The sequence below is a fragment of the Pseudomonas sp. KB_12 genome, from assembly GCF_052114545.1.
In the GTDB taxonomy this organism is placed as follows: Bacteria; Pseudomonadota; Gammaproteobacteria; order Pseudomonadales; family Pseudomonadaceae; genus Aquipseudomonas; species Aquipseudomonas brassicacearum.
In genome coordinates, this window is sequence record NZ_JBFREY010000010.1 from 15065 (window position 1) to 36826 (window position 21762).

Below are 21762 nucleotides of genomic sequence, written 5' to 3' on the forward strand. Positions count from 1 at the left end.
GAACAATCCAGTGACCATGGGAGGCTTATCGGGTTCGAGGGCGTCCTGGAATATTTTCACCCGGGGCTCGCGCTGCTCTTTAGAAAAAAAACGCCGGGCCGATGGCTAGGGAACAGCATTTCATTCTCCTGCTGTCGGAGCTGCCCATGTTCAACAACCGCCTGAAGCAGGAGCTGTTGGCTCTTCGCCAAGAACTGTCCAGCCTTGCGCAAGTCAAGGAAAGCCTGGATCGCGAGATGCTTGGCCTCACTCTGGATGCCGATGGACGGATTCAATCAGTCAATCAGAATTTCCTCGACGAGATGCGTTACAAGAGCCAGGACTTGATTGGCCGGCCTGTGGATGAACTGGTTCCTGCATATTTGAAATCCAATGAGTTCCAGGTTCGCTTCAAGTCGGCGTTGACCCGTGGCGAGCACTTTTCCGGTGCCGTGCGCCTGCTGCGAAGCAATGGCCAGGAAGCCTGGCTGCGTTCGATCCTCCAGCCTGTACGGGGGGCTGACGGGCGGATCCGCTATTTTTCGATGTACTCCAATGACCTGACCCGCACCATCGAGGCCTCTCGCGAGCATGAAAACCTCATCGGTGCATTGGTGCGCTCAACGGCGGTGATCGAATTCGATCTGGGCGGTCACGTGCTGACGGCCAATGATCGTTTCCTCAACGCCATGGGTTACAGCCTTGCGCAGATCAAGGGCAAGCATCACCGCACATTTTGCGAACCTGAGGAATACAACAGCGCGGCCTACCAGCAGTTCTGGAAGCGCCTGAACAGCGGTGAATTCGTGGCCGGCCGCTTCAAGCGTATCGACAGCAATGGTCGTGAGGTCTGGCTGGAAGCCTCCTACAACCCGGTGGTCGATGCCAACGATCGACTGTATAAAGTGGTCAAGTTCGCCACCAACATCACCGACCAGGTCAACCAGGAAAAAGCCGTCGCCGAGGCGGCCGGCATCGCCTACAGCACTTCGCGGCAGACCGACAATACCGCCCAGCGTGGCACGACGGTGGTGACCCAGGCCGTGGAGGTGATGCGCGACTTGGCCCGGCACATGCAAACCGCTGGCGAAGGCATCGAGGCGTTGAACGAGCAATCCCTGGTGATTGGTACCATTGTCAAAACCATCAGCGGCATCGCCGAACAAACCAACCTGCTGGCGCTCAACGCCGCGATCGAGGCGGCCCGGGCCGGCGAGCAAGGCCGTGGCTTTGCGGTGGTGGCCGATGAAGTGCGCCAACTGGCATCGCGCACCAGCCAGGCGACCGATGAAATCGTTGGCGTGGTCCGCCAGAACCAGGACATGGCCCGTAACGCCGTGGCACTGATGACCGACGGCCAGCACCAGGCCGAACACGGCCTGGCCCTGGCCGCCGAGGCGGGGACGGTGATCGTCGAGATCCAGGACGGGGCGAAGAAAGTGGTCGATGCGGTAAGCCAGTTTGCCAACCAGCTATCGACCTGAGAAACCTGCTGAGCGAGCCGCCGCTATCGCGAGCAGGCTCGCTCTCACAGTTCTCCCTGAATAGCCTTGATATTGTGTTCGCCGCCACCCCCTGTGGGAGCGAGCTTGCTCGCGATGGCGGCGGCATATTCAACACCCGAGCAAGCTGCCTCAATTTGATAGGCGAGCGTTCAATCTCCTAGCGCTGCGCCTTCGCGCCGCGGGTCCGCGCCGCCGGCCAGAGACGTTTTCCCTTGCGCATCACGCACTCGCACGATCGCCTGGGTGCCGCTGTTCATGTCGATCTCGCTCACCGCATGGCCTTTGTCTTTCAGCGCCTGGATCAGCGTCGGGCTGAACTGCCCCTTTTCCAGCTCGGTGGGGCCATTGCGGCTGCCGAAGTTGGGGAAGTTGATGGCGGTTTGCGGGTCCAGGTTCCAGTCGAGCAGGCCAATCACTGACTTGGCGACGTATTCGATAATTTGCGAGCCACCCGGTGAACCAACGGCGGCGAGCAGCTCACCACTTTGACGATCGAAGATCAGCGTCGGTGCCATGGACGAGCGCGGGCGTTTGCCGGGTTCGACGCGATTGGCGACTTTTTGCCCGTTTTCTTCAGGGATGAACGAGAAGTCGGTCATCTGGTTGTTGAGCATGAAACCCTGGACCATCAAGTGCGAGCCAAATGCCGACTCCACTGTGGTGGTCATGGACACGGCACCTCCCTGGTCATCCACCGCCACCACTTGCGAGGTGGAAATGCGCAGTGGCGAACGGTCCGGCGCATAGGCCACCTGAATGCCCGGCGGTGTCCCGGGCTTGGCGACGCCCATGCTGCGTGGGCCGATCAGGCCTGCGCGGCTGGCCAGATAGCCCGGGTCGACCAGGCCTTTGACCGGCACGGGAACAAAATCCGCGTCGGCGACGTACTGGGCGCGGTCGGCGTAGGCCAGGCGTTCCGCTTCAGCGATCAAGTGCGCCGCCTCGGGCGCGGGCTCGAGGCCGGCGGGTTTATCGGTCTTGAGGGGTTTCAACGGCGCGAGGGCATTGTGGCTGTCGCGCTGTTCGAGGGCCTGCAATGTCCCGAGGATCTGCGCCAAGGCAATCCCGCCAGAAGACGGGGGCGCCATGCCGCACACTTGCCAGCGCTTGTAGTCGGAGCACAACGGCGCACGCTCCCGGGCGGCGTAGCCCTGGAGGTCATTGAGCGAAAGGCTGCCGGGATTGGCGTGGCCGCGCACCTTGGCGACCATCTCCTCGGCCACGGGCCCTTTGTACAACGCATCCGGGCCTTCGTTGGCGATGCGCTTGAGGACGCTGGCCAAAGCGGGATTCTTCAGTGTCGTGCCGACGGCTTTCGGGCTGCCATCGGCGTTCAGGAAGTAGGCGGCCATGTCCGGCGAGCCCGGCAGGGACGGATCGGTCGCGATCAACGAATGCAACCTGGGCGAGATCGCGAAACCTTGCTCTGCCAGCGCGATGGCTGGCTCGAACAGCGTCGCCCATTTCAGGCGTCCGTGTTTGCGGTGGGCCAGTTCCAGGGCGCGCAACACCCCTGGCGTACCCACGGAGCGGCCGCCGATCTGAGCGGCGGTAAACGGCATGGGTTTGCCGTCGGCTTGCAGGAAAAGTTTTTCAGTGGCGCCAGCCGGTGCCGTTTCGCGACCGTCGTAGGTGCGCACGGCCTTGCCATCCCACAGCACAATGAACGCGCCGCCGCCGATGCCTGAAGATTGCGGTTCCACCAGCGTCAGCACCGCTTGCATCGCAATCGCCGCGTCGATGGCCGAGCCGCCGCGCCGCAACATCTCCCGCCCGGCCTCGGCCGCCAACGGGTTGGCCGCGGCAGCCATGTGCTTGTCGGCGTAACGGGTCTGCACATCGGTGCGGTAGCCGGACGTGATTTCCGGCGGGGAAGGTAATGCTGGTGTGGCAGTGGAGGAGGGCGGGGCCTTGCAGGCGCTAAGCGTTAGCGCGACAGCCAGCAACGAAACGGCTGACAGGCGATGAAGGTTCGGTTTCAGGTCTATAAGCACGTGTCGCTCCATCCGTGGGCCAGGGAGATAGAGAACGACTGTAGCGACGCGAGGCGTGGGGCGCAAATCAACAAGGCTTCTTGCCACGGGGGGGCGTGCAACCAAATCCTGAGAGGGCAGGCACTTTTCCTGGGGCATAAAAAAACGGCCTATCTTTCGATAGGCCGTTTTTAGTACTTGGTGGCTACACAGGGACTTGAACCCCGGACCCCAGCATTATGAATGCTATGCTCTAACCAACTGAGCTATGTAGCCAAGTGGCGCGCATTATTCGCCGGTAACGAAGATGTGTCAAGCGTAAATCTGAAATATTTCTCTGCGCTTTCAACCGCTTAACAATCCTCGCTGCAAATCGCTATCAACCGAGCTGAAATCTCCCTGTGTTGGCACTCAGGGCCCGGCTTCCCTGGCTCAGGGTGTCCGCCGCCAAATTCACGGCCCGTGCGCCTTCAAGCAAACGCATCGCTGCCTGGTCGACCTGCTGGATATTGCCGCTGACCTCGTCGGCGGTGCTGGCTTGTTCATCCACGGCAGTGGCGATTTGCGCCAGGGTGTCGGTGACGCTTTGCACCGCGCTGGCAATTTCTCCCAGCCGTTCGCCAAGGCCGGTGACTGCTTGAGCGTCGGTCTGGGCCTGGCCGCAGGCGGCTTCCATCAGGCTGACGGCTTCGTTGACCGTGGCGCGCAGGCTGTCGACGGTGGCGGCAATCTGTTGCGTGGAGGATTGGGTGCGTTGCGACAGGCTGCGTACCTCGTCGGCCACCACCGCGAAACCACGGCCCTGTTCCCCGGCGCGAGCGGCTTCGATGGCGGCATTGAGGGCCAGAAGATTGGTCTGCTCGGCCACGCCACGAATGGTATCGACCACCAGTTGGATCTGTTGCCCCTGTTCGCTGACCCGTCCCAGTGCGGCGGCGGTTTCGTTGAGGCGCTGGTTGAGCTGCTGGATGCTGGCCGTGGTGCGTTGGCTGTCGCGGCTGCTGTCGGTGGCGATGCGGCGGGTCTGCTGGGCGCTATCGGAGGCCTGTTCACAACTCTTCGCCACACCCTGGGAGGTGGCGGCCAGTTGTGTCGCTGCGGCAGCGATCTGGCTGATCTGCATCTGCTGGGCTTCGACTTCGCCCAGGGCGCCGCTGGAGTGGGTATTGAGGGTGCGTACGGCGTTGCTCAACTGCAACGTTTCGTGGTCGACCCCCAGCAGGCTGTTGCGCAACTGCACCACGGCGACGTTGAGGGCGGTGCTGATGGCCGCCAGTTCATCGCGCCCTTGCACCGGCACTTGCAGGCTGAGATTGCCGTCGCGCAGGGCTTCGGCCAGCAGGGTGATGCCGCTGGCGCTACGCCGGATCGACGCTTGCAGGCAAACAAAAAGATACAGCGCCGCCAGCAGCAGGCAGCCCAGTACCGTCGCTACCAGGGTGAACTGGCGAATCGCCGAACCGTGGTAGTGGTCCAGGCGCGTATCCAGTGCCACCAGTGACTGTTGCCGCAGGGTCGCCAGCTCGGCGAGGAGGGCGTCCATGTGTTTCTCGAAGTCTTCGGGCTTGAGATTGATGGAACCGCCGAACACCCCGTCATCCAACACTTTCAGGCCGGCATCCAAGTGCTTGAGGCTGCCCTGGTATTGTCCGGCCCAGGTTTGCAGATCGCTGGGCAGGCGGGATTCCAGCAGCGCTCCGGTCTTGACCAGTTGGTCCCGCGCGTCGCCGATACGGCTGCGCAGGTCCCGCAGTTGCAGGCGGCTCTGCAACGTGAACTGGCCTGATACCACGGAAGCCTGTCCAACGCTGGCCAGGCGACCGACCCGTTCGATCAGGTCTGGCGTCTGCTGAGTGGAAATCTGCGTCAGCAAATACGTTTCCAGCCAGGAGGCGAGGGTCAGGCGGTTGTCCATGACCATCTGCTCGCGCAAGGCTTGCAGGGCGCTGAGGGCGGCGGTGAAGCGGTCGTAGCCATCCGGCCACCAGCCCACGCTGCCCAGGCTTTTCGAATCCAGACCGTTGAGGCTGGTTTGCAGGGCTTGATAGCGGGCGAGGGTATCGGCTTCGGCCCCTTCGGTTTGCAGGGCGTTGCCCAGGTCACTGGCGGCCTGGGTGAGGGCCGGTTGCACTGCGTCGTACGCCGCCATGGCGGCCAGCGTCGCGGGTGTCGGCTGCCGATTGGTTTCGGTGGCGCGCCAGCGGGCGGCGCGGTTGCGCTGGGCGGTGAGCAGGTTGTCCAGGTTATCCAGGGCCAGCAATTGGCGCACCCCGGCGCGTTCCCCGGAAATCAGGCTGAGTTTGTCGCGATAGTCCTGGCCGATGAGCCACAGGCTGCCCATGAGCGGCAGGATAAAAAGCAGGAACAGCAATTGGAATTTGCGGGCGAAGCCGAAATGCCCCAACAATCTGATTCCCGGTGATAAAAAAGCCTGCATGCCCATACTCCCCTGAACACCCTGCACTGTTTTTGTGCGTTTTCTACACAAGTGCCGAAACAGGTGCCCTTTTAAAAGGCCTCGAAAGTTTGTCCAAATCGGCTCAGTAGGCCAGCTCTGTAGCGAAACTTCCCATTCTCGGTCCCCTTTGTAAGGAGCCGCGTCGTAGGCCATTAACAAGGCAAGATTCAGACCATGGCGTAGGGCTATCACCTTGGATTTCGACAATTTTTCGAGGTCGATAGCTAGCTAAGGGGATAGCCTTGCTGCACCGAAAAATGGCACATTGACGCACCTGCCCGTGTGCACCCTCTGTCGTATGGAAACTCCCATGGCTATCAGCAATACCCAGGCCGAGATCCCACCCATTGCCGCCACTGCGCAAAGCAGCCCGTTGGTTATGCGGATCATCGGCGCCGTGGCGCTGGCGCACCTGATCAACGACTTGATCCAGGCCGTGCTGCCCTCGATTTATCCAATGCTCAAGGACAGCTATGGCCTGACGTTCACTCAGGTTGGCTTGATCACGCTGACGTTCCAGTTGACCGCCTCTTTGTTGCAGCCTTGGGTCGGCTATCACACTGACCGGCACCCCAAGCCCTGGCTGCTGCCGGCCGGGACGGTGTGCACGCTGATCGGCATTGTGATGATGTCCATGGTCGGCAGTTTTGCCTTGATCCTGTTGGCGGCGGCATTGATCGGCATTGGCTCGTCGACCTTTCACCCGGAAGCGTCGCGGGTGGCGCGATTGGCCTCGGGCGGCCGTTACGGGCTGGCGCAATCGACGTTCCAGGTGGGCGGTAACGCCGGCTCAGCCTTTGGCCCGCTGCTGGCGGCGGCGATCATCATTCCTTATGGGCAAGGCAATGTGGCCTGGTTCGGGTTGTTCGCCTTGTTTGCGCTGTTCGTGCTGTACCGCATCAGCCGTTGGTACGCCAACCACCTGAACCTGTTCAAGCTCAAGCAAGGCCAGGCGGCCACACATGGCCTATCCAGAGGCCGGGTCTTGAGTGCGCTGGTGGTGCTGGGGCTGCTGGTGTTTTCCAAGTATTTCTACATGGCCAGTTTCACCAGCTATTTCACGTTCTACCTGATCGAAAAGTTCGACCTGTCGGTGGCCTCTTCGCAATTGCACCTGTTCCTGTTTCTCGGGGCAGTGGCGGCGGGGACCTTCTTCGGTGGGCCGATTGGCGACAGGATCGGGCGCAAGGCGGTGATCTGGTTCTCGATCCTCGGCGTGGCACCGTTCACCCTGATCCTGCCTCATGTCGACCTGTTGTGGACCAGCATCCTCAGCGTGGTCATCGGCTTCATCCTGGCCTCGGCGTTCTCGGCCATCGTGGTGTATGCCCAGGAACTGGTGCCGGGCAATGTCGGGATGATCGCCGGCGTGTTCTTCGGGCTGATGTTCGGTTTCGGCGGGATTGGCGCCGCGCTGCTGGGGCACCTGGCGGACATCCGTGGCATCGAGTATGTGTACTGGTTGTGCTCGTTCCTGCCGCTGTTCGGGGTGTTGGCGATTTTCTTGCCGAGGACTAAAAAAGTCTGATCCGAATCCAGATGGCCGTTCCAAGTGAATATTTAAATCCATGCTGAAAAACTTTTTGATCAGAACGGTGACCGCCGCGATGGGTAAGCGTAAACGCAAGACATTGCCGAAGGATTTCGGTCAGTTGCTGGAGCAGGCCTCGTTTGCCGAGCTGGTCGCCGTGTTCGATGAGTGCGAGCTTGAAGCCTGCGGCGGTTACAGCAAGAGCACCGCGCTGGGTTTCTACAACTGTCCCGACGAACTGGCCCGCTGGCTGGTGGAGCAGGGCGCCGATATTAATGCCCGTGACACCTACCAACGAACGCCCCTGCATCATCGCAGTTCGAGTTGGATCGGTGGTGTCGATCTGCTGCTGGATTTGGGCGCCGATATCGAGGCGCAGGATTACCAGGGCTACACACCGTTGCATGCCGCGGCCAACAGTCACAAGGCCGAGGCCATCGCTGCCCTGGTCCGCCGTGGCGCCAATCTCGATGCCAAGAGTCGGCAAGGGCAGGGTGTCCTGCATATCGCCTTGGCTACTGCTCGCAATGCCGATATCGAGGCTACCGCGAAAATCGTCCAGGCGCTGCTGGCGGCAGGGCTGCAATGCGATGACGGTATGCTCGCTGAAGTGCAGCGCATCGGCCGTGAATTCGAATTTCACCGCGCCTCCTTCAATCCGGACTATCTCGAGGCAACGGACGCAGCCCTGGCCAGTCTTTATCGTCTTTTCGACGTCACACCCGTTGCCCCTCGCAAGGTTCACGACGGTCAGGCTGCTATCGTCGTAACGGCCAGTGACTGGCGTGACCAGCATCAGCAATTGTGGGAACTGCTGGTGCCATCCTCTGGCGCTGCAGTGACGGCGCAGGGTGAGGTGATTCGCGTCAGTGGCCGTATCTCCCGAGAGATTCACCACAATGGCTCGGCCAACTGGGACGCCGATTTCAAAGCGATGTTGGCGGCGCTGGTTAGCCACGTGGGCAGCGCCGTGTCCTTGCCTGCGGCCGAACTCGCTGAAGCAGGGGCGCTGGCTGCCGCTCTGCGGGGTGGTCACGATAACGCCGAGCAGACCGATCGTCTCTGTGAATTGGCGGTGCGTTGGGTTATCGCCAACCCGCAGCCGGTGCCATTGGCGATGCCCTCCTACAGCCGATAACGCGACGGCGCCCCAAGACGCAGCGTGTGTTGGGACGCTTCAAAGTCAAAAGAGGCTAATGGGCGTCCGTGGCGAGGGAGCAAGTTCCCTTGCCACGGCGGTCACAAACCTCGAATGAACAGCATTACGGCATAGCAGGCTTTTTGTTATCCTCGCCGCCTTCTTTCATGGATGAATATCGGGACAAGCTATGGCTAACGACACCCCGTCACGCATCGGGACGATACTGCTGGGCCTGCTTTTTGCGCTGATTGGCATTGGCTTGCTGGGCATTGCCGTCAATCTCACCCTCGACCGTCGCGACTTCCTCGCCCGTGCACAGACCGCCGATGGCATCGTTAGTCGGCTGAACGCCGGTGGTTCTCACCCCGAAATCGCGTTCACCACTGGCAAAGGTGAAAAAATTTCCTACCCCCAGGGTGGCTTCATCTTCGGCTATGAGCCGGGGCAGCCGGTGCGAGTTTATTATTTGCCCGAGCAGCCGGCCGCCAACCCCCTCGTCGTGGATCGAGGTGCACTGTGGGGGACGCCAGTGATGTTGGGTGCCATGGGGCTGTTCTTCACCCTTGTCGGTCTGCTGAAAGCCACCCGCCAACGCGGTCGCGATGCGGTTCATTCACATAAAGGACTTTGAACGTATGAGCTACAACATCCCACTTCCGGTTAATGAGAGTCGCTGGCAGTACCAGACCGCTAGCGGTGGTGGCCTGACCGTGGTCATGGTGGCTGGCAGTGGTGGCTCGATTATCCTGCGCTCGCCCCAGGGCGAAGACGTCAGCTACCGCTATGGCGGGGTCGGCGTGGGTGTCGGGTTTGGCGCCAGGCTGCCGCGTTTCGGCAAGATCAATATCCAGATCAAGGGGAAGGGCGTCAGTGCGGCCGGTGCGGCGGAGTCTTTTTACAGCGTTGGCAGAGTGTTTGTCAGCGACGCCCTGGTCGATCGCGACCTGACCAGTGACGACATCACCGGCCCTTGCATGTATACCGAAGTGGGCTTGGGCCTGGGGATCGGCGGTTCGGCTACAGCGCTGCTGTTCGGGCTCGATCCCAAGTTGCTGGCGTTGTCGGTGGTCCTGAGTTCCAACCCGGCAACCTCGCTCATTGCTTCGACCACAGTCAACCGGCAACTGGCGCGTTCGGCCAAGGGCGCGGTGGTCATGGCCGGGATGAACGCTGGCTTGCAGGCTGGTGGTGGCGCGGCGATCTACATGGGCTACCTGTTCTAGTCAGATTGTGCGAACAGACAACAATCCCGGCATCTAAATCCTGTGGGAATGAGTTTGTTCCCGCAGGGCGTTGCGCCCATAAAAAATGGCATGTGCCGAAAGCATAATGAAAATATTAGTCATCGCTTCGCTAGGGTTTTTATCGCTCATTCAAACATCACTATCCTTTGCGGATAGTGCCAATGGGAAAAATCTCTATTTACAGAGATGTGCCATGTGTCACGGCGCAGATATCAAGGGGACAGGGCCGTTGGCTCATAAAAGCAATCCTCCTACGCCTGACCTTACAACGTCTGCTTTCAAGAAACGACTGAGTGATTATCCGGGTGTCATTGTGTCGTCGATAATACTGCGACCCAATGGGGATTTGATTCCGAGGACCTTGCGAGAGAATGGTGTGAAGCTATCGCCGCATCCTTGGAGTGTTCAGGATTTTCGCGATTTGAATCAGTATATGGGGGGTGTGATTTCAAAGAGTCGATGATCTCTTGAGTGCGATAGAAACGGTTTGGGGTGGTGTGTATATCCGTTGCTGCGGTAATGGCTATTGGCGGTTCCGCTCTTACAGCGGGTCACTTTTGGAAGAGCCGGGAGCCGGACCAGCCAAAAGTAACCAAAAGCGCTTTGCCCCACCACTCGGCACCTCGCCTAGGCTCGGTGTGCCTGAACGAAGGCATTGCTCCGTGGGCCGCCGCGAAGGGCCATCCATGGCCCAGCGCGGCTATCCCGGCATCCATGCCGGGATGCCCACTGCACAATGCCTGCGTTCGGCCAGCGTGGTTAACGGGGCGCCCGAGATCAACGTCCACCGCGAGGCGGCCTGATAGCCGACCTGGTTCTTGGTGGGACCGCGTTTCCCCTGTGGGAGCGAGCCTGCTCGCGATGACGTCGGCACATCCAACATCATTGCAACTGAACCACCGCTATCGCGAGCAAGCTCGCTCCCACATTCAATCTCCAGTGAACAAAAAATTTATGTTCAACACAAAACCACTGTGGGAGCTAGCTTGCTCGCGAAGAGGCCGGCACATCCAATATCTTCATTGGCCGTGAAACCGCCTTCGCGAGCAGGCTCGCTCCCACAGGAAAAACGCGTTCGCAAAAAAGCCAGGTCGGCTGTCACCCCAGCTTCCGTGCAATTAAGCGGTGGTGGGGTAGTGGGCTGGTTTGAGCATGATCTCGATCTTTGGCTCGAATCCAAAGCTACCTGAACCTCAACCAAGGAGGGCATTAAAAATCGCTGACTACTTCAGACCGTCCCAAGAGCTGTGCCGTCAACGTAATAAGACATGAGGTATTCGACGCTACTTGTTCTCTCGATGGCGCCAGCATAGGACTGCGTGACTTTGGCGTGTGAGAGTTTCGGAGTTTCCTCAAGTTCTTGAGACGACTTCTCGTCCCAGCCAGTTATCTAAACGTGCAGCTAACAGTCGTTTTCATGGGGATTTAGCTCTTTCATCGTAGTAAGGGAATGTGGTGGTCTGATGCGCCGGGAACCTCGTTCCGCCTGATAACACCAGTTGCCACCTATGCGGCAGCAGTTGCGCGATATCACTAGCCTGGTGCGTGACAGGCGCATAAGGACATCTTCCAGATAAACATACAGATATCCGGTGGCTGCCCACCCCCGGAGCCCCTCGCATTGTCGGTTTCAGCTGTAGGTGTGCACGCTGACTTCGAACGCCTCCTGGGTCGGCGGGGCGACTATCAGGGTGCCGATCCTGGCCAGCTCGCGTTGGATATAGCCGTTGGCCGCATCGGCATTCTGGTTGGCCTCCGTCTCCCAGACAGTGGTCGAAACGGCTTTTCCGCTCCTCGCATCGGTCAACAGCAAGGCGCTGACGAAACCCTTCTGCTGCCTGGCTACCGGGAGCACGTAGTCGCGGTAGACGGCGGTGGCTTCCTCAAGCTTCCCGGATTGGATCTGAATAGTCATGACTCTGGCGAACATGTTGGATTTCCTGTGAAGTTGAAAAATGAATGACTGAGATACAAAAAAACTTGCTCATGCACCCCTCGGCGACACGCCGGCCGCCTCGACGCGACGTCTCGTCAGCAAGGCGATACCCGGCGGGATGGCCAGCCAGACGCCGGACATGGGCATCAGCACGATGCCCAGGGCCGCGAGCAGCAGCATGCCGACACCCACCGCATGCAGCGTGGCCGTGTCATCGCACCGTTCGAGCGAGGTCACGGTCAGCGCCAGCAGGGCAAGCAGCACACCGAACATCACGAACCACACTGCCACTCCCTTGCGCGGATCGCGGTTGATGCTGTCGAAAATCCCAAGGTGGAGGATGTCGAGCAGTGGGTCGGCAAACATGAATCCGGCGGCGAAGGTGTGCAGGACGGCAACCCCCATCAAACAATGGCCAATCCAGGCCCTGGGGGTGTGAGAGCGCTCAGACATGACGTGACTCCTTGAAGGATGAATGGATCCAGGGGGTTATGGTGACCACCTCGGCGCCCAGGGTTTTCAGCAGCTGGTTGATGCCCAGGAATGCCCGGTCGAAATACGGCAGCTCCGGTGGCACGGCGATCAGGGCTCGTGTGAGGACCTGGCGATGTGCGGCCGTCAAGACCGGAAAGGCAGAGCGGTTCGCGAAGTCGAAGCGGGCCTGCCGGAACGGCTCGATCTGCCAGGTCCGTATCGCGGCGAGGGCCGGCATCAGCTGCTGTTCGAAATCGGCATCCGACAGGCTGGGCGAGATCAGGCCGAGATCGACATAGGCCTGGCGCAGCGGTGTGCTGTCGCCACCCGCCGCCTCACTCAGGCCTATACACCAGACCCGGGCGATCCTGTCGGTAAAGGCCGGCGACAACGGCTTGGTGCAGCCGAAATCGATCACCCCTAACTGGCCATCCGGCATAAACAGGAAATTGCCGGGATGAGGATCGGCATTCAACCGATGCCATCCGAACACGCTGTGCATAAACCAGTCGAATAAGCACTGGCCCGCACGGTTGCGCGCCGCCTGGGCGGGTTGGGTGGCCAGCCAGGCATCGAGGTGCAGGCCGCCCACCGCCTGCATGGTCAGCACGCGCCGGGTGGTGTGGCTGAGCACCGGCTGCGGTACCACCACATCCGCCAGCTGCGCATGCTCGCCGAACCATTGCAACTGTCCGGCCTCATGGGTGTAGTCGACTTCCTCGGCCAGCCTGTGTTCGATGTCGGTCATGATCCGGTCGACGATGTCGTGGCCGGGCAGCAGGTCGGACGTCAGCCGTAGGCCCTGCAGCAGGTGGCGGATCAGGCCCATGTCACTGCCGATGGAGGCCGCGATGCCGGGGTATTGCACCTTGACCACCACCCGTTCGCCACCGTGCAGCTCGCCATGGTGGACCTGGCCGAGACTGGCCGCGGCGAAGGCCTGCGGGTCGAAGCGCTGGAACAGGTCGTCGGCGTCCCGCGAGAACTCCTGGCGGAAGACTTTATGCACCAGGGCTCGGTTGAGTGGCGTGGCCTGGTGGAAGCCGCGCGCCAACTCGCGGCGCACCCCCTCCGGCAGCAGGCTGGCTTCCATGCTCAGCAGTTGCGAGGCCTTGAGCGCCGTGCCCTTGAGCTGGTTGAGGGCACCAAAGAAGATGCGACCCAATTCGGCTTCATGTTCGGCTTGGCGCGCATCGACTTCACCCGGTGCCGGTTTGCGGCGCACCAGGTGACCCAGGTGGGCCACGCCGGCCTGGGCGACGGCCAGGCCGGTGATGGCGCCCCGGGCCATACGCCCGGTGCGGAGTTTGGGATCAGTGGCCATGGGACTTCCTTCGGTGCGGCATGTCAGTGAGGGGGCGACGGCAGCTCATACAGAAGCCCCCATCATCCGTGGCCAGGCCTGGTACAACCCGACCAGATGCACCAGCCCGACCAGCATGCACACCCCCGAGCTCCACAGCAGGAACGGCGTGACAGCGGCCCGGCTGAACAGTATCAGCGGAACTATGGCCAGGCCGCGCACCACGTAGACGGCCGTCAGCGCGCACATCACCTGGGGCACCCAAGGCAGCGCCAGACGGAGTCCACCTGCCGCCAGGGCATAGGCCGCCCACAGCCCCAGCACCGCCGCGATGCCGGCCGTCACCAGGGACGGATACACCCGGCCGGCGTCTGCCGCACGGGCAAAACGTTCGCCTGCGCCGAAAAACCGGTACCAGGGCCCGCCACCGAGGATGATCATCAGATGCAGCAACGAGGCTACTGCACTGAGGCCGGCGGCCAGCACCAGCATCGGATTGAGGGGATTTCCCATGTCCATCAGCGCTTGACCAGCGGACGGGCGAGCTTGACCAATTCGATCAGCGACGAGCCGTTCTGCATCAGGCGCGAGAACTGGCTGCGCAGCAGAAACCCGCCCAGATCCGACAGCTTGTTGAGCAGGCCGCTTTCCAGGGTCTGCGCCAGCACCGCCAGGGTGAGGTCGACCAGCCGGGTGGTGTCGGAGAACTCGTCCGAGCTGTCGTTGAGCCAATAGACCACCACCGTGAACAGGTAGTCGGCGAAAAGGCCGCCAATAAGCGGCTTGAAGTCGCAGGCGGCGATGCTGCCGTCGGCCTCGGCGGCCTCGAGAAACCCGGTCACGGCCTCCTTGATGGCGCGCTTGCCCGGCAGGGTATCGCCCATCAATAACATCGGCGACTTACCCACCAGGGCTCGGGCGAGGGCCACGAACTCGCGATCGGGCAGCAACAGTTCCAACAGCGCATCGACGAGACGCTGCAGGCGTTCTTGCAGGCTGAAACTGTCGAACCCAGCCGTGGCCAGGGTCTCGGCGAGGGCGTCGGCCAGGGCCTGCTCGAAATAGCCCAGTACCAGCTTTTCCTTCGTGGAGAAGTACTTGTAGATGGTGGCATCGCCCAGGCCGGCAGCACGGGCGATCTGCTTCATGCTGGTGCCGTCGAAGCCGTGCACCGACATCAACTCGACAGCGGCCTGCAGGAGAAGCCGCTGGTTTTGCTGCTGCTTGGGTTTCATAGATTTATATACTCACTATCATTTAATCGAGAATATACACGTGATTATCGATAGTTTGTATCGTTTTATCTGAAAGGCCAAGCGCGGATCACACTCTGCAGACGATGTTTCTCAAGGCTGCGCAGGCCCCACCGACGCGCGTGAAAGTCGCTTCTTTGCTGTCGGTGGCATCGCTGGGTACAGGCCCGGAAGATCGGCCCACGATGCTTTGCGTCGGATAGCGACCGCTAGCGCGCTTCCTCATGTGCGTTATTCGGTTGATGATTATTGTATGTGCGCTTATGATAAGTTCACTTACAAAAAGGAGTCGACATGTCCAATCGCATGCACGCCAGTGCTTCATACCGTCACGAAACCAGCGCACCTGCGGCAACAGTCTGGGATTTTTTTGAAGCCGTTCACCTATGGAAGGACTGGAACGCAGGTGTCTATTCATGCGTGCTTGACGGCCCGTTCGTCGAGGGTGTGTGGATGACGATGGTGTTGCCTGACCAGGAGGTTATCAAGTCGCAGCTGGTCGAGGTCAATGCGCCGATTGGGTTTACGGATGAAACCCTGCTTGGCGATGTAACCGTTCGCGTCAAGCACGAAATCATTGCGCTCCCGAATGGCAACCACTCAATCGCCTATTCGATTGATGTCGCGGGAGAGGGCGCCGAGGATATCTGCGCGCAAGTGTCTTCCGACTTTCCTGAAGTCCTGCGTGCACTGGTGGCCCGCGCAGAAAGTACGGTGAGCGTATGAGCCAGGCGTGGCTGGGTGTTGTATCGCGCTCACACGTCTGGCGAGGTGTGGAGGGCGGCTTTGCGCAGGTCTGTCACGGCAAGGTCCAGCCTCTACGCAAGATGAAGAAGGGCGATATTTTCGTTTATTACTCCCCGACTGTTGAGATGCACGGTGCGCCGCTGAAAGCCTTCACAGCCTTGGGGGAAATCCAGGACGATGAGGTGTTCGAATTCGATATGGGCGAGGGGTTCGTGCCGTTTCGTCGCCGGGTTCGATATGCCGTGGCACAAGAAGTACCCCTGGAAAAATTGCGTGGAGATCTGGACCTGTGTTTCCCGCCAAACTGGGGCATTGTGCTTAGACGCGGTTTGATTCCACTGACCGAAAAAGATATTCGCTTGATTGCCAGCGCAATGGATGTAGATCTGGCTGAGCTGAGGCGTAACCGATGAAGTCGAAACCGCTGCCAACCAGCCATAGCGGACCGTCAGATAGTCCAGGTTTTTTGCTCTGGCGCATCTCCAACACCTGGCAGCGCGAGCAACGCGCCGCTTTGCAGCCGTTGGGCCTGACCCATACTCAGTTTGTCATGCTTGCAGTCACCACCTGGTTCGGTTCACAAGAGCCGCTTACCCAGGCGCGCCTTTCGCAACTGACTGGCAGCGACCCGATGACCACCTCTCAGGTGGTCAGGGCGCTTCTTGCAAACGGGCTGTTTGTAAGAGATGTTCATCCTACCGACACGCGGGCCAAGATTATTTCAGTCTCCGAAGCGGGGCGTGATATCGCACACAAGGCAATCGTCGTAGTGGAGGAAGTCGATCGCAAATTCTTTGCAGCTCTGGGTGAGCAGCAATCCAGCCTCGTCTTTCTTTTCCAAAAACTGCTCGATAAGAAATCATTGACAGAATAAAGACGGCTTTGGATTCCAGGCACTATGACCACCAAACCTTGCGCCCAGGCATCGCGCGCCGAGTACACGCGGCGCATGAACCGCATGCTCAACTACATCGATGCTCATCTGGATCATTCTTTGGATGGCGTGCAGTTGGTCGACGTTGCCGATTTCTCGCGCTTTCATTTCATCGAATCTTCGCTGCATGGATGGGCGAGACAATTGGCAGTTAGCTTCCTGTCCTTTGGCGCACAATTTCTGAGTTGCGCGACTGAATCGCCGCTAAGCCGCATGTGCATTCTGAGCAAGTCGCGAAGGGCTGCAGTCGACTCTTGCGGATCTTGCAGCGTGCCGTTTTTGCCTGCTTCGTGACTATTCCAACTGGTTAAAACAGTCGGGTCATCAGCACATAAGGCACGCCAAACATGTCTGGCAGATTGCGCACCACCGCGAAGCCGGCTCGCTGGTATAAGTACTGCGCAGCTTCCATTATCGGGGTTCTATGTAATGCGATTAACGTCGTGCTATCGCGCTTCGCGCGGTTGATGCATTCGTCGAGTAGAGTCTGGCCAACGCCATGGCCCCGTGCTTTTGGCACAACTGACATCAACCGTACCATCGGCTATTCGGGCGAAAAAAGTCGGGCTTGGGCTGGTTTGGACCGACATAGTCGGCCGCGCCGAAACACTTAGGGACATTATGAAACGAAAAAGCCGCGCGAATGCGCGGCTTTAAAGGTTTTTTGCCATTTTCGTGGTGTTTCATGAAACACCACGAAAGCAGCTAGTCCACTCAGACGTTAAAGCGGAAGTGCATCACATCACCATCCTTGACGATGTATTCCTTGCCTTCAAGACGCCATTTACCCGCTTCCTTGGCGCCCGCTTCACCCTTGTACTGGATGAAATCCGAGTAGGCGATGACTTCGGCACGGATGAAGCCTTTTTCGAAGTCGGTGTGGATCACGCCAGCGGCTTGCGGTGCGGTGGCACCGACGCGGACGGTCCAGGCGCGGACTTCTTCGACACCGGCGGTGAAGTAGGTCTGCAGGTGGAGCATCTCGTAGCCGGCACGGATTACGCGGTTCAGGCCAGGCTCTTCCAGGCCGAGGGCCTCGAGGAACATGTCTTTCTCTTCACCGTCATCCAGTTCGGCGATTTCCGCTTCGATCTTGTTGCAGACCGGAACGACCATGGCGCCTTCTTCTTCGGCAATGGCCTTGACCACGTCCAGGTGCGGGTTGTTCTCGAAGCCGTCTTCAGCGACGTTGGCGATGTACATGACCGGCTTGGTGGTCAGCAGGTGGAAGCCCTTGATCACCAGCTTCTCGTCGGTGCTCATGTTCTTCATCAGGCTGCGCGCAGGCTTGCCTTCGGTGAAGTGGGCGATCAACTGCTCCAGCAGGCCTTTCTGGACGACTGCGTCCTTGTCACCACCCTTGGCGTTGCGGGCAACTTTCTGCAGTTGTTTTTCGCAGCTGTCGAGGTCGGCGAAAATCAGTTCCAGGTCGATGATTTCGATGTCGCGTTTCGGGTCGACGCTGTTGGAGACGTGAATCACGTTCTCGTCTTCGAAGCAGCGCACCACGTGGGCGATGGCATCGGTTTCACGGATGTTGGCCAAAAATTTGTTGCCCAGGCCTTCGCCTTTCGACGCACCGGCCACCAGGCCTGCGATGTCGACGAATTCCATGGTGGTCGGCAGGATGCGCTTGGGATTGACGATAGCTGCCAAGGCTTCCAGGCGCGGATCGGGCATCGGCACGATGCCGCTGTTCGGCTCGATGGTGCAGAAGGGGAAGTTCTCGGCCGCGATACCGGATTTGGTCAGGGCGTTGAACAGGGTGGACTTGCCGACGTTAGGCAGGCCGACGATGCCGCAATTGAATCCCATGGTGTTTCCCCTCGGATGAGTGTCAGGCCTTCTGGCTGTGCAGGTTTTTCATCGCGCGGTTCCATTCACCGGCGAGGATATCCGGCAGCACGCCGAGGGCAAAGTCGATGCTGGCATCGAGTTTTTCCTGTTCGGCGCGAGGCGCACGACCCAGGACAAAGTTTGAAACCATACTGGCAACGCCTGGGTGGCCGATGCCGAGCCGCAGGCGGTGAAAGGTATTCTGATTACCCAGTTGCGCGATGATGTCGCGCAACCCGTTGTGACCGCCATGGCCGCCGCCTTGCTTGAGCTTGGCGACGCCCGGAGGCAGGTCGAGTTCGTCGTGGGCCACCAGGATTTCTTCAGGCTTGATGCGAAAGAAGCCGGCCAATGCCGCTACGGCCTGGCCGCTGCGGTTCATGTAGGTGGTGGGAATCAACAGACGAACATCCTGACCCTGGTGCGAGAAGCGACCGGTCAGGCCGAAATACTTGCGATCGGCTGCCAGGCTGACGCCTTGTGCCTGCGCGATGCGCTCAACAAAAAGGGCCCCTGCGTTATGCCGGGTCTGTTCGTATTCAGCGCCTGGATTTCCCAAGCCAACGATCAGTTTAATGGCAGTCACGATAGGGGCCCTTCCTGGAGTGTGGATAACGATGTCGCAATCAGGCGGTGTTGCGACAGTGGACGAAAATGGCGGATTTACCGTTAAGTAAACTTCGCGTTCTCGCCCGCTGTCTCGCTACGTTCCAGTCCGCGATGTTTCCAGTCACTCCGGCGACAGAGTGAAATTACTCTGCAGCGCCTTCTTCAGTGGCTTCTGGAGCAACACGTGGAGCGTGGACGTTGGCAACAGCCTTGTCATCGCCGTGTGCCAGAGCAACAAACTCAACGCCTTTAGGAGCCTTGAGGTCGGACAGGTGAATGATCGTGCCGACTTCGGCGTCAGCCAGGTCGACTTCGATGAATTCAGGCAGGTCTTTCGGCAGGCAGGTCACTTCGATTTCCGAAACAACGTGCGAAATTTCGCCGCCTTTCTTGATCGGAGCAGCTTCGCCAACGAAGTGCACAGGCACGATAGCGGTCAGTTTCTGGCCAGCGACTACGCGTACGAAGTCAGCGTGCATCACGTGGCCTTTAGCCGGGTGACGCTGCAGGGCCTTGATCACGACGTTCTGCTTGGTGCCGCCAATGTTCAGCTCGATGATGTGGCTGTAGGCCGCTTCGTTTTCGAGCAGTTTGGCAACTTCTTTGGCCAGCATGCTGATGGACTCAGGGGCTTTCTCGCCACCGTAGACTACAGCTGGAACCAGGCTTGCGAGACGACGCAGGCGGCGGCTCGCACCTTTCCCCAGGTCGGAACGCACTTCAGCATTCAGAGTAAAATCGTTCATGTTGTATCTCCAAAATAGCCATTTCCGAATGACGTCTGCGACCGACGCCAAAGCGGTATGGGCAAAAAAGCCCCGCCCCAACATGAGTGTTGGGGCGGGGCGCTTTTCGTCAACGAGATCTCCTGGAAAGGGCAGGGCCCTTAGCGGAACATCGCACTGATCGATTCTTCGTTGCTGATGCGGCGAACCGCTTCGGCAACAACCGGTGCGATATCCAGTTGGCGGATACGCACACAGGCTTGTGCTGCAGCGGACAGCGGGATGGTATTGGTGACCACCAACTCGTCCAGCACGGAGTTTTCAATGTTCTCGATCGCTCGACCCGACAGCACAGGGTGTGTGCAGTAGGCAAAGACCTTGGCAGCGCCATGCTCTTTCAGGGCCTTGGCCGCGTGGCACAGGGTGCCGGCGGTATCGACCATGTCATCGACCAGAATACAGGTACGCCCTTCGACGTCGCCGATGATATGCATCACTTCGGAGTGATTGGCTTTCTCACGGCGTTTGTCGATGATACCCAGATCCACGCCCAGGGATTTGGCAACCGCTCGTGCACGCACGACGCCGCCAATGTCCGGGGACACGATCATGAGGTTTTCGAAGCGCTGATCTTCAATATCATCCACCAGGACCGGGGAGCCGTAGATGTTATCCACGGGAATATCGAAGAAACCCTGAATCTGGTCAGCATGCAGATCAACCGTGAGGACACGGTCGATGCCGACTACGGTCAGCATATCAGCCACGACTTTCGCGCTGATTGCCACACGTGCGGAACGCGGACGGCGATCCTGACGGGCATAACCAAAGTAAGGAATAACAGCAGTGATACGAGTAGCCGAGGAGCGACGGAAGGCATCAGCCATCACGACGAGTTCCATCAGGTTATCGTTGGTCGGAGCGCAAGTCGGCTGAATAATGAAGACGTCTTTACCGCGAACGTTTTCATTGATCTCGGCAGTGATCTCGCCGTCGGAAAACTTACCGACAGAAATGTCACCGAGAGGGATATGCAGCTGACGTACGACACGCCGAGCCAGATCGGGGTTAGCGTTCCCCGTAAAGACCATCATCTTGGACACGCGCAGTACCTGAAGGCTGAGGGTATACCTGGATGAGTATAGGAAAATGGCAGGGGCGGCTGGATTCGAACCAACGCATGGCAGGATCAAAACCTGCTGCCTTACCGCTTGGCGACGCCCCTGTATCTGTTGCTGCGAGTGCCCAGCACTCGATTCCTTTAGAGCAGGTCTTGCAGCTTGCGATGCAACATCGAAACGTTGCTTCCTTTTGCTACAAACCCTGTAAGGGTCTCTGTCAGAAGGGCCGAGACTTTATCAGCTTCAGCTTTGCTTGGGAAGCCCCCAAACACACAACTTCCAGTTCCGGTGAGTTTTGCTTCGGTAAATTTACCTAACAAATTCAAAGCGTTACGAACATCTGGATAACGCCTTGCTACCACCGGTAAGCAGTCATTTCGACTGTTTCCCTTGGGAACGGGGCGCACTTTAATGGGAGGAGAGTTACGTGTCAACAGTGGATCTGAAAAAATTTCTGCTGTACTTACAGATACTTGCGGCACCAGTACCAAGTACCAGGGTTCTTCGGGGTCCACCGGGGTGAGTTTTTCCCCGACGCCCTCGGCGAAAGCGGCGTGGCCACGCACGAAAACCGGCACGTCGGCGCCCAGTGTCAGGCCCAGGGCGGCCAGGCGATCGATGTCCCAGCCAAGCTGCCACAAGTGGTTTAGGCCCAATAAAGTCGTCGCCGCATTCGAGCTGCCGCCACCGATGCCGCCGCCCATGGGCAGGATTTTTTCGATCCAGATATCGATGCCCAGCGGACAACCGGATTGTGCCTGGAGTTTTTTCGCGGCCTTGACGATCAGGTTGCTGTCGTGGGGAACACCGTCGAATTCGGTGTGCAGGCGAATCACGCCGTCATCGCGTACGGCAAAGGTGATTTCGTCGCCGTAGTCCAGGAACTGAAAAATCGTCTGCAACTCGTGGTAGCCGTCCGGGCGACGACCGAGGATGTGCAGCATCAGGTTGAGCTTGGCCGGGGAGGGCAGGGTCAGGCGTGCGGCGCTCATG

Annotated in this window: 24 protein-coding genes, 2 tRNA genes and 2 pseudogenes; 12 read left to right on the forward strand and 16 right to left on the reverse strand. The window is 59.5% G+C overall.

Annotation, left to right across the window (positions count from 1 at the left end; all coding sequences use genetic code 11):
• Nucleotides 1-236: 236 nt before the first annotated feature.
• Nucleotides 237-923: pseudogene (locus AB4Z20_RS10260) on the forward strand (PAS domain-containing protein); the annotation flags it as partial.
• A gap of 105 nt (nt 924-1028) precedes the next feature.
• Nucleotides 1029-1463: pseudogene (locus AB4Z20_RS10265) on the forward strand (methyl-accepting chemotaxis protein); the annotation flags it as partial.
• 170 nt (nt 1464-1633) lie between these two features.
• Here the strand turns inward: AB4Z20_RS10265 and ggt are convergent.
• From ggt to AB4Z20_RS10280, 3 genes are all read right to left on the reverse strand, one after another.
• Nucleotides 1634-3478, reverse strand: coding sequence for a gamma-glutamyltransferase (gene ggt / locus AB4Z20_RS10270; protein WP_442089837.1), 1845 nt, complete (start codon nt 3476-3478; stop codon nt 1634-1636).
• A gap of 178 nt (nt 3479-3656) precedes the next feature.
• Nucleotides 3657-3733: transfer RNA gene (locus tag AB4Z20_RS10275), tRNA-Met, on the reverse strand.
• Between the two features lie 103 nt (nt 3734-3836).
• Nucleotides 3837-5894, reverse strand: a complete 2058-nt coding sequence (locus AB4Z20_RS10280; RefSeq protein WP_253478187.1) for a methyl-accepting chemotaxis protein — start codon at nt 5892-5894, stop codon at nt 3837-3839.
• A gap of 331 nt (nt 5895-6225) precedes the next feature.
• Between AB4Z20_RS10280 and AB4Z20_RS10285 the strand changes: the two genes are divergently transcribed.
• The 6 genes from AB4Z20_RS10285 (at nt 6226) to AB4Z20_RS10310 (ending at nt 10634) form a co-directional block, all read left to right on the forward strand.
• Nucleotides 6226-7443: an MFS transporter gene (locus AB4Z20_RS10285; protein WP_442089838.1), complete on the forward strand. Its 1218-nt coding sequence runs from the start codon at nt 6226-6228 to the stop codon at nt 7441-7443.
• Between the two features lie 79 nt (nt 7444-7522).
• Entirely contained in the window at nt 7523-8584 is a 1062-nt protein-coding gene (locus AB4Z20_RS10290) for an ankyrin repeat domain-containing protein (protein ID WP_442089839.1), read from the forward strand.
• Nucleotides 8585-8774: 190 nt separating this feature from the next.
• Complete coding sequence (locus AB4Z20_RS10295) at nt 8775-9218, forward strand: DUF3592 domain-containing protein (RefSeq protein WP_214512447.1); 444 nt, start codon at nt 8775-8777, stop codon at nt 9216-9218.
• A 4-nt stretch (nt 9219-9222) separates the two neighbouring features.
• The gene (locus AB4Z20_RS10300; protein WP_214512448.1) at nt 9223-9810 is read left to right on the forward strand and encodes a hypothetical protein; all 588 of its coding nucleotides are present in this window, start codon (nt 9223-9225) and stop codon (nt 9808-9810) included.
• Between the two features lie 106 nt (nt 9811-9916).
• Nucleotides 9917-10294 carry a c-type cytochrome gene (locus AB4Z20_RS10305; RefSeq protein WP_253478176.1) on the forward strand — a complete coding sequence of 126 codons (378 nt, stop codon included), beginning with the start codon at nt 9917-9919 and terminating at the stop codon, nt 10292-10294.
• Between the two features lie 199 nt (nt 10295-10493).
• The gene (locus AB4Z20_RS10310; protein ID WP_258691288.1) at nt 10494-10634 is read left to right on the forward strand and encodes a hypothetical protein; all 141 of its coding nucleotides are present in this window, start codon (nt 10494-10496) and stop codon (nt 10632-10634) included.
• Nucleotides 10635-11059: 425 nt separating this feature from the next.
• Here the strand turns inward: AB4Z20_RS10310 and AB4Z20_RS10315 are convergent, their stop codons facing one another.
• The 6 genes from AB4Z20_RS10315 to AB4Z20_RS10340 all read right to left on the reverse strand — a co-directional run bounded on the left by AB4Z20_RS10315 (nt 11060) and on the right by AB4Z20_RS10340 (nt 14779).
• A complete protein-coding gene (locus AB4Z20_RS10315; protein ID WP_442089879.1) occupies nt 11060-11221 on the reverse strand; it encodes a DUF3224 domain-containing protein in 162 nt (53 codons plus the stop codon).
• Nucleotides 11222-11461: 240 nt separating this feature from the next.
• A complete protein-coding gene (locus AB4Z20_RS10320) occupies nt 11462-11761 on the reverse strand; it encodes an antibiotic biosynthesis monooxygenase family protein (protein ID WP_258689369.1) in 300 nt (99 codons plus the stop codon).
• A 54-nt stretch (nt 11762-11815) separates the two neighbouring features.
• Nucleotides 11816-12220 carry a DUF6463 family protein gene (locus AB4Z20_RS10325; protein ID WP_258689368.1) on the reverse strand — a complete coding sequence of 135 codons (405 nt, stop codon included), beginning with the start codon at nt 12218-12220 and terminating at the stop codon, nt 11816-11818.
• Nucleotides 12213-13565: an ABC1 kinase family protein gene (locus AB4Z20_RS10330; protein WP_442089840.1), complete on the reverse strand. Its 1353-nt coding sequence runs from the start codon at nt 13563-13565 to the stop codon at nt 12213-12215. Before AB4Z20_RS10330 ends, AB4Z20_RS10325 begins: the two co-directional genes overlap by 8 nt.
• A 45-nt stretch (nt 13566-13610) precedes the next feature.
• The gene (locus tag AB4Z20_RS10335) at nt 13611-14057 is read right to left on the reverse strand and encodes a hypothetical protein (protein WP_320389438.1); all 447 of its coding nucleotides are present in this window, start codon (nt 14055-14057) and stop codon (nt 13611-13613) included.
• Nucleotides 14058-14062: 5 nt separating this feature from the next.
• Nucleotides 14063-14779: a TetR/AcrR family transcriptional regulator gene (locus AB4Z20_RS10340; RefSeq protein ID WP_283552639.1), complete on the reverse strand. Its 717-nt coding sequence runs from the start codon at nt 14777-14779 to the stop codon at nt 14063-14065.
• A 312-nt stretch (nt 14780-15091) separates the two neighbouring features.
• Between AB4Z20_RS10340 and AB4Z20_RS10345 the strand changes: the two genes are divergently transcribed.
• Genes AB4Z20_RS10345 through AB4Z20_RS10360 form a run of 4 tightly spaced genes read left to right on the forward strand, consistent with a single transcriptional unit; the run spans nt 15092 to nt 16772 of the window.
• Nucleotides 15092-15523, forward strand: a complete 432-nt coding sequence (locus tag AB4Z20_RS10345; RefSeq protein WP_320389437.1) for an SRPBCC family protein — start codon at nt 15092-15094, stop codon at nt 15521-15523.
• The gene (locus AB4Z20_RS10350; protein WP_253478156.1) at nt 15520-15957 is read left to right on the forward strand and encodes an EVE domain-containing protein; all 438 of its coding nucleotides are present in this window, start codon (nt 15520-15522) and stop codon (nt 15955-15957) included. The genes AB4Z20_RS10345 and AB4Z20_RS10350 overlap by 4 nt, the downstream gene beginning before the upstream one ends.
• Nucleotides 15954-16418: a MarR family winged helix-turn-helix transcriptional regulator gene (locus AB4Z20_RS10355; protein WP_053180418.1), complete on the forward strand. Its 465-nt coding sequence runs from the start codon at nt 15954-15956 to the stop codon at nt 16416-16418. Before AB4Z20_RS10350 ends, AB4Z20_RS10355 begins: the two co-directional genes overlap by 4 nt.
• A gap of 24 nt (nt 16419-16442) precedes the next feature.
• Entirely contained in the window at nt 16443-16772 is a 330-nt protein-coding gene (locus AB4Z20_RS10360) for a hypothetical protein (RefSeq protein ID WP_442089841.1), read from the forward strand.
• 13 nt (nt 16773-16785) lie between these two features.
• Here AB4Z20_RS10360 and AB4Z20_RS10365 read toward each other — a convergent pair whose 3' ends face one another.
• The 7 genes from AB4Z20_RS10365 to ispE all read right to left on the reverse strand — a co-directional run bounded on the left by AB4Z20_RS10365 (nt 16786) and on the right by ispE (nt 21761).
• Nucleotides 16786-17019: a GNAT family N-acetyltransferase gene (locus AB4Z20_RS10365; protein ID WP_442089843.1), complete on the reverse strand. Its 234-nt coding sequence runs from the start codon at nt 17017-17019 to the stop codon at nt 16786-16788.
• 173 nt (nt 17020-17192) lie between these two features.
• The gene (gene ychF / locus AB4Z20_RS10370; RefSeq protein ID WP_060740647.1) at nt 17193-18293 is read right to left on the reverse strand and encodes a redox-regulated ATPase YchF; all 1101 of its coding nucleotides are present in this window, start codon (nt 18291-18293) and stop codon (nt 17193-17195) included.
• Between the two features lie 22 nt (nt 18294-18315).
• Nucleotides 18316-18900: an aminoacyl-tRNA hydrolase gene (gene pth, locus AB4Z20_RS10375; RefSeq protein WP_003205533.1), complete on the reverse strand. Its 585-nt coding sequence runs from the start codon at nt 18898-18900 to the stop codon at nt 18316-18318.
• Nucleotides 18901-19066: 166 nt separating this feature from the next.
• Nucleotides 19067-19669, reverse strand: coding sequence for a 50S ribosomal protein L25/general stress protein Ctc (locus AB4Z20_RS10380; RefSeq protein ID WP_018606432.1), 603 nt, complete (start codon nt 19667-19669; stop codon nt 19067-19069).
• Between the two features lie 140 nt (nt 19670-19809).
• On the reverse strand, nt 19810-20751 hold the full coding sequence (locus AB4Z20_RS10385; protein ID WP_003205529.1) for a ribose-phosphate pyrophosphokinase: 942 nt from the start codon (nt 20749-20751) through the stop codon (nt 19810-19812).
• A gap of 47 nt (nt 20752-20798) precedes the next feature.
• Nucleotides 20799-20873 (reverse strand) — tRNA-Gln (locus AB4Z20_RS10390).
• A 36-nt stretch (nt 20874-20909) separates the two neighbouring features.
• Nucleotides 20910-21761 carry a 4-(cytidine 5'-diphospho)-2-C-methyl-D-erythritol kinase gene (ispE, locus tag AB4Z20_RS10395; protein ID WP_253478150.1) on the reverse strand — a complete coding sequence of 284 codons (852 nt, stop codon included), beginning with the start codon at nt 21759-21761 and terminating at the stop codon, nt 20910-20912.
• Nucleotide 21762 lies beyond the last annotated feature (1 nt).

Excerpts from the sequence above, each read along its gene's own strand:
- AB4Z20_RS10290 (WP_442089839.1), top strand. The coding sequence starts at position 7,523 with ATGGGTAAGCGTAAACGCAAGACATTGCCGAAGGATTTCGGTCAGTTG.
- AB4Z20_RS10340 (WP_283552639.1), bottom strand. The coding sequence starts at position 14,779 with ATGAAACCCAAGCAGCAGCAAAACCAGCGGCTTCTCCTGCAGGCCGCT.
- AB4Z20_RS10355 (WP_053180418.1), top strand. The coding sequence starts at position 15,954 with ATGAAGTCGAAACCGCTGCCAACCAGCCATAGCGGACCGTCAGATAGT.
- AB4Z20_RS10280 (WP_253478187.1), bottom strand. The coding sequence starts at position 5,894 with ATGCAGGCTTTTTTATCACCGGGAATCAGATTGTTGGGGCATTTCGGC.
- AB4Z20_RS10345 (WP_320389437.1), top strand. The coding sequence starts at position 15,092 with ATGTCCAATCGCATGCACGCCAGTGCTTCATACCGTCACGAAACCAGC.
- AB4Z20_RS10295 (WP_214512447.1), top strand. The coding sequence starts at position 8,775 with ATGGCTAACGACACCCCGTCACGCATCGGGACGATACTGCTGGGCCTG.
- AB4Z20_RS10320 (WP_258689369.1), bottom strand. The coding sequence starts at position 11,761 with ATGTTCGCCAGAGTCATGACTATTCAGATCCAATCCGGGAAGCTTGAG.
- AB4Z20_RS10285 (WP_442089838.1), top strand. The coding sequence starts at position 6,226 with ATGGCTATCAGCAATACCCAGGCCGAGATCCCACCCATTGCCGCCACT.
- ychF (WP_060740647.1), bottom strand. The coding sequence starts at position 18,293 with ATGGGATTCAATTGCGGCATCGTCGGCCTGCCTAACGTCGGCAAGTCC.
- AB4Z20_RS10360 (WP_442089841.1), top strand. The coding sequence starts at position 16,443 with ATGACCACCAAACCTTGCGCCCAGGCATCGCGCGCCGAGTACACGCGG.
- AB4Z20_RS10305 (WP_253478176.1), top strand. The coding sequence starts at position 9,917 with ATGAAAATATTAGTCATCGCTTCGCTAGGGTTTTTATCGCTCATTCAA.
- AB4Z20_RS10300 (WP_214512448.1), top strand. The coding sequence starts at position 9,223 with ATGAGCTACAACATCCCACTTCCGGTTAATGAGAGTCGCTGGCAGTAC.
- AB4Z20_RS10380 (WP_018606432.1), bottom strand. The coding sequence starts at position 19,669 with ATGAACGATTTTACTCTGAATGCTGAAGTGCGTTCCGACCTGGGGAAA.
- AB4Z20_RS10325 (WP_258689368.1), bottom strand. The coding sequence starts at position 12,220 with ATGTCTGAGCGCTCTCACACCCCCAGGGCCTGGATTGGCCATTGTTTG.
- AB4Z20_RS10330 (WP_442089840.1), bottom strand. The coding sequence starts at position 13,565 with ATGGCCACTGATCCCAAACTCCGCACCGGGCGTATGGCCCGGGGCGCC.
- AB4Z20_RS10365 (WP_442089843.1), bottom strand. The coding sequence starts at position 17,019 with ATGGTACGGTTGATGTCAGTTGTGCCAAAAGCACGGGGCCATGGCGTT.
- AB4Z20_RS10335 (WP_320389438.1), bottom strand. The coding sequence starts at position 14,057 with ATGGGAAATCCCCTCAATCCGATGCTGGTGCTGGCCGCCGGCCTCAGT.
- ispE (WP_253478150.1), bottom strand. The coding sequence starts at position 21,761 with ATGAGCGCCGCACGCCTGACCCTGCCCTCCCCGGCCAAGCTCAACCTG.
- AB4Z20_RS10350 (WP_253478156.1), top strand. The coding sequence starts at position 15,520 with ATGAGCCAGGCGTGGCTGGGTGTTGTATCGCGCTCACACGTCTGGCGA.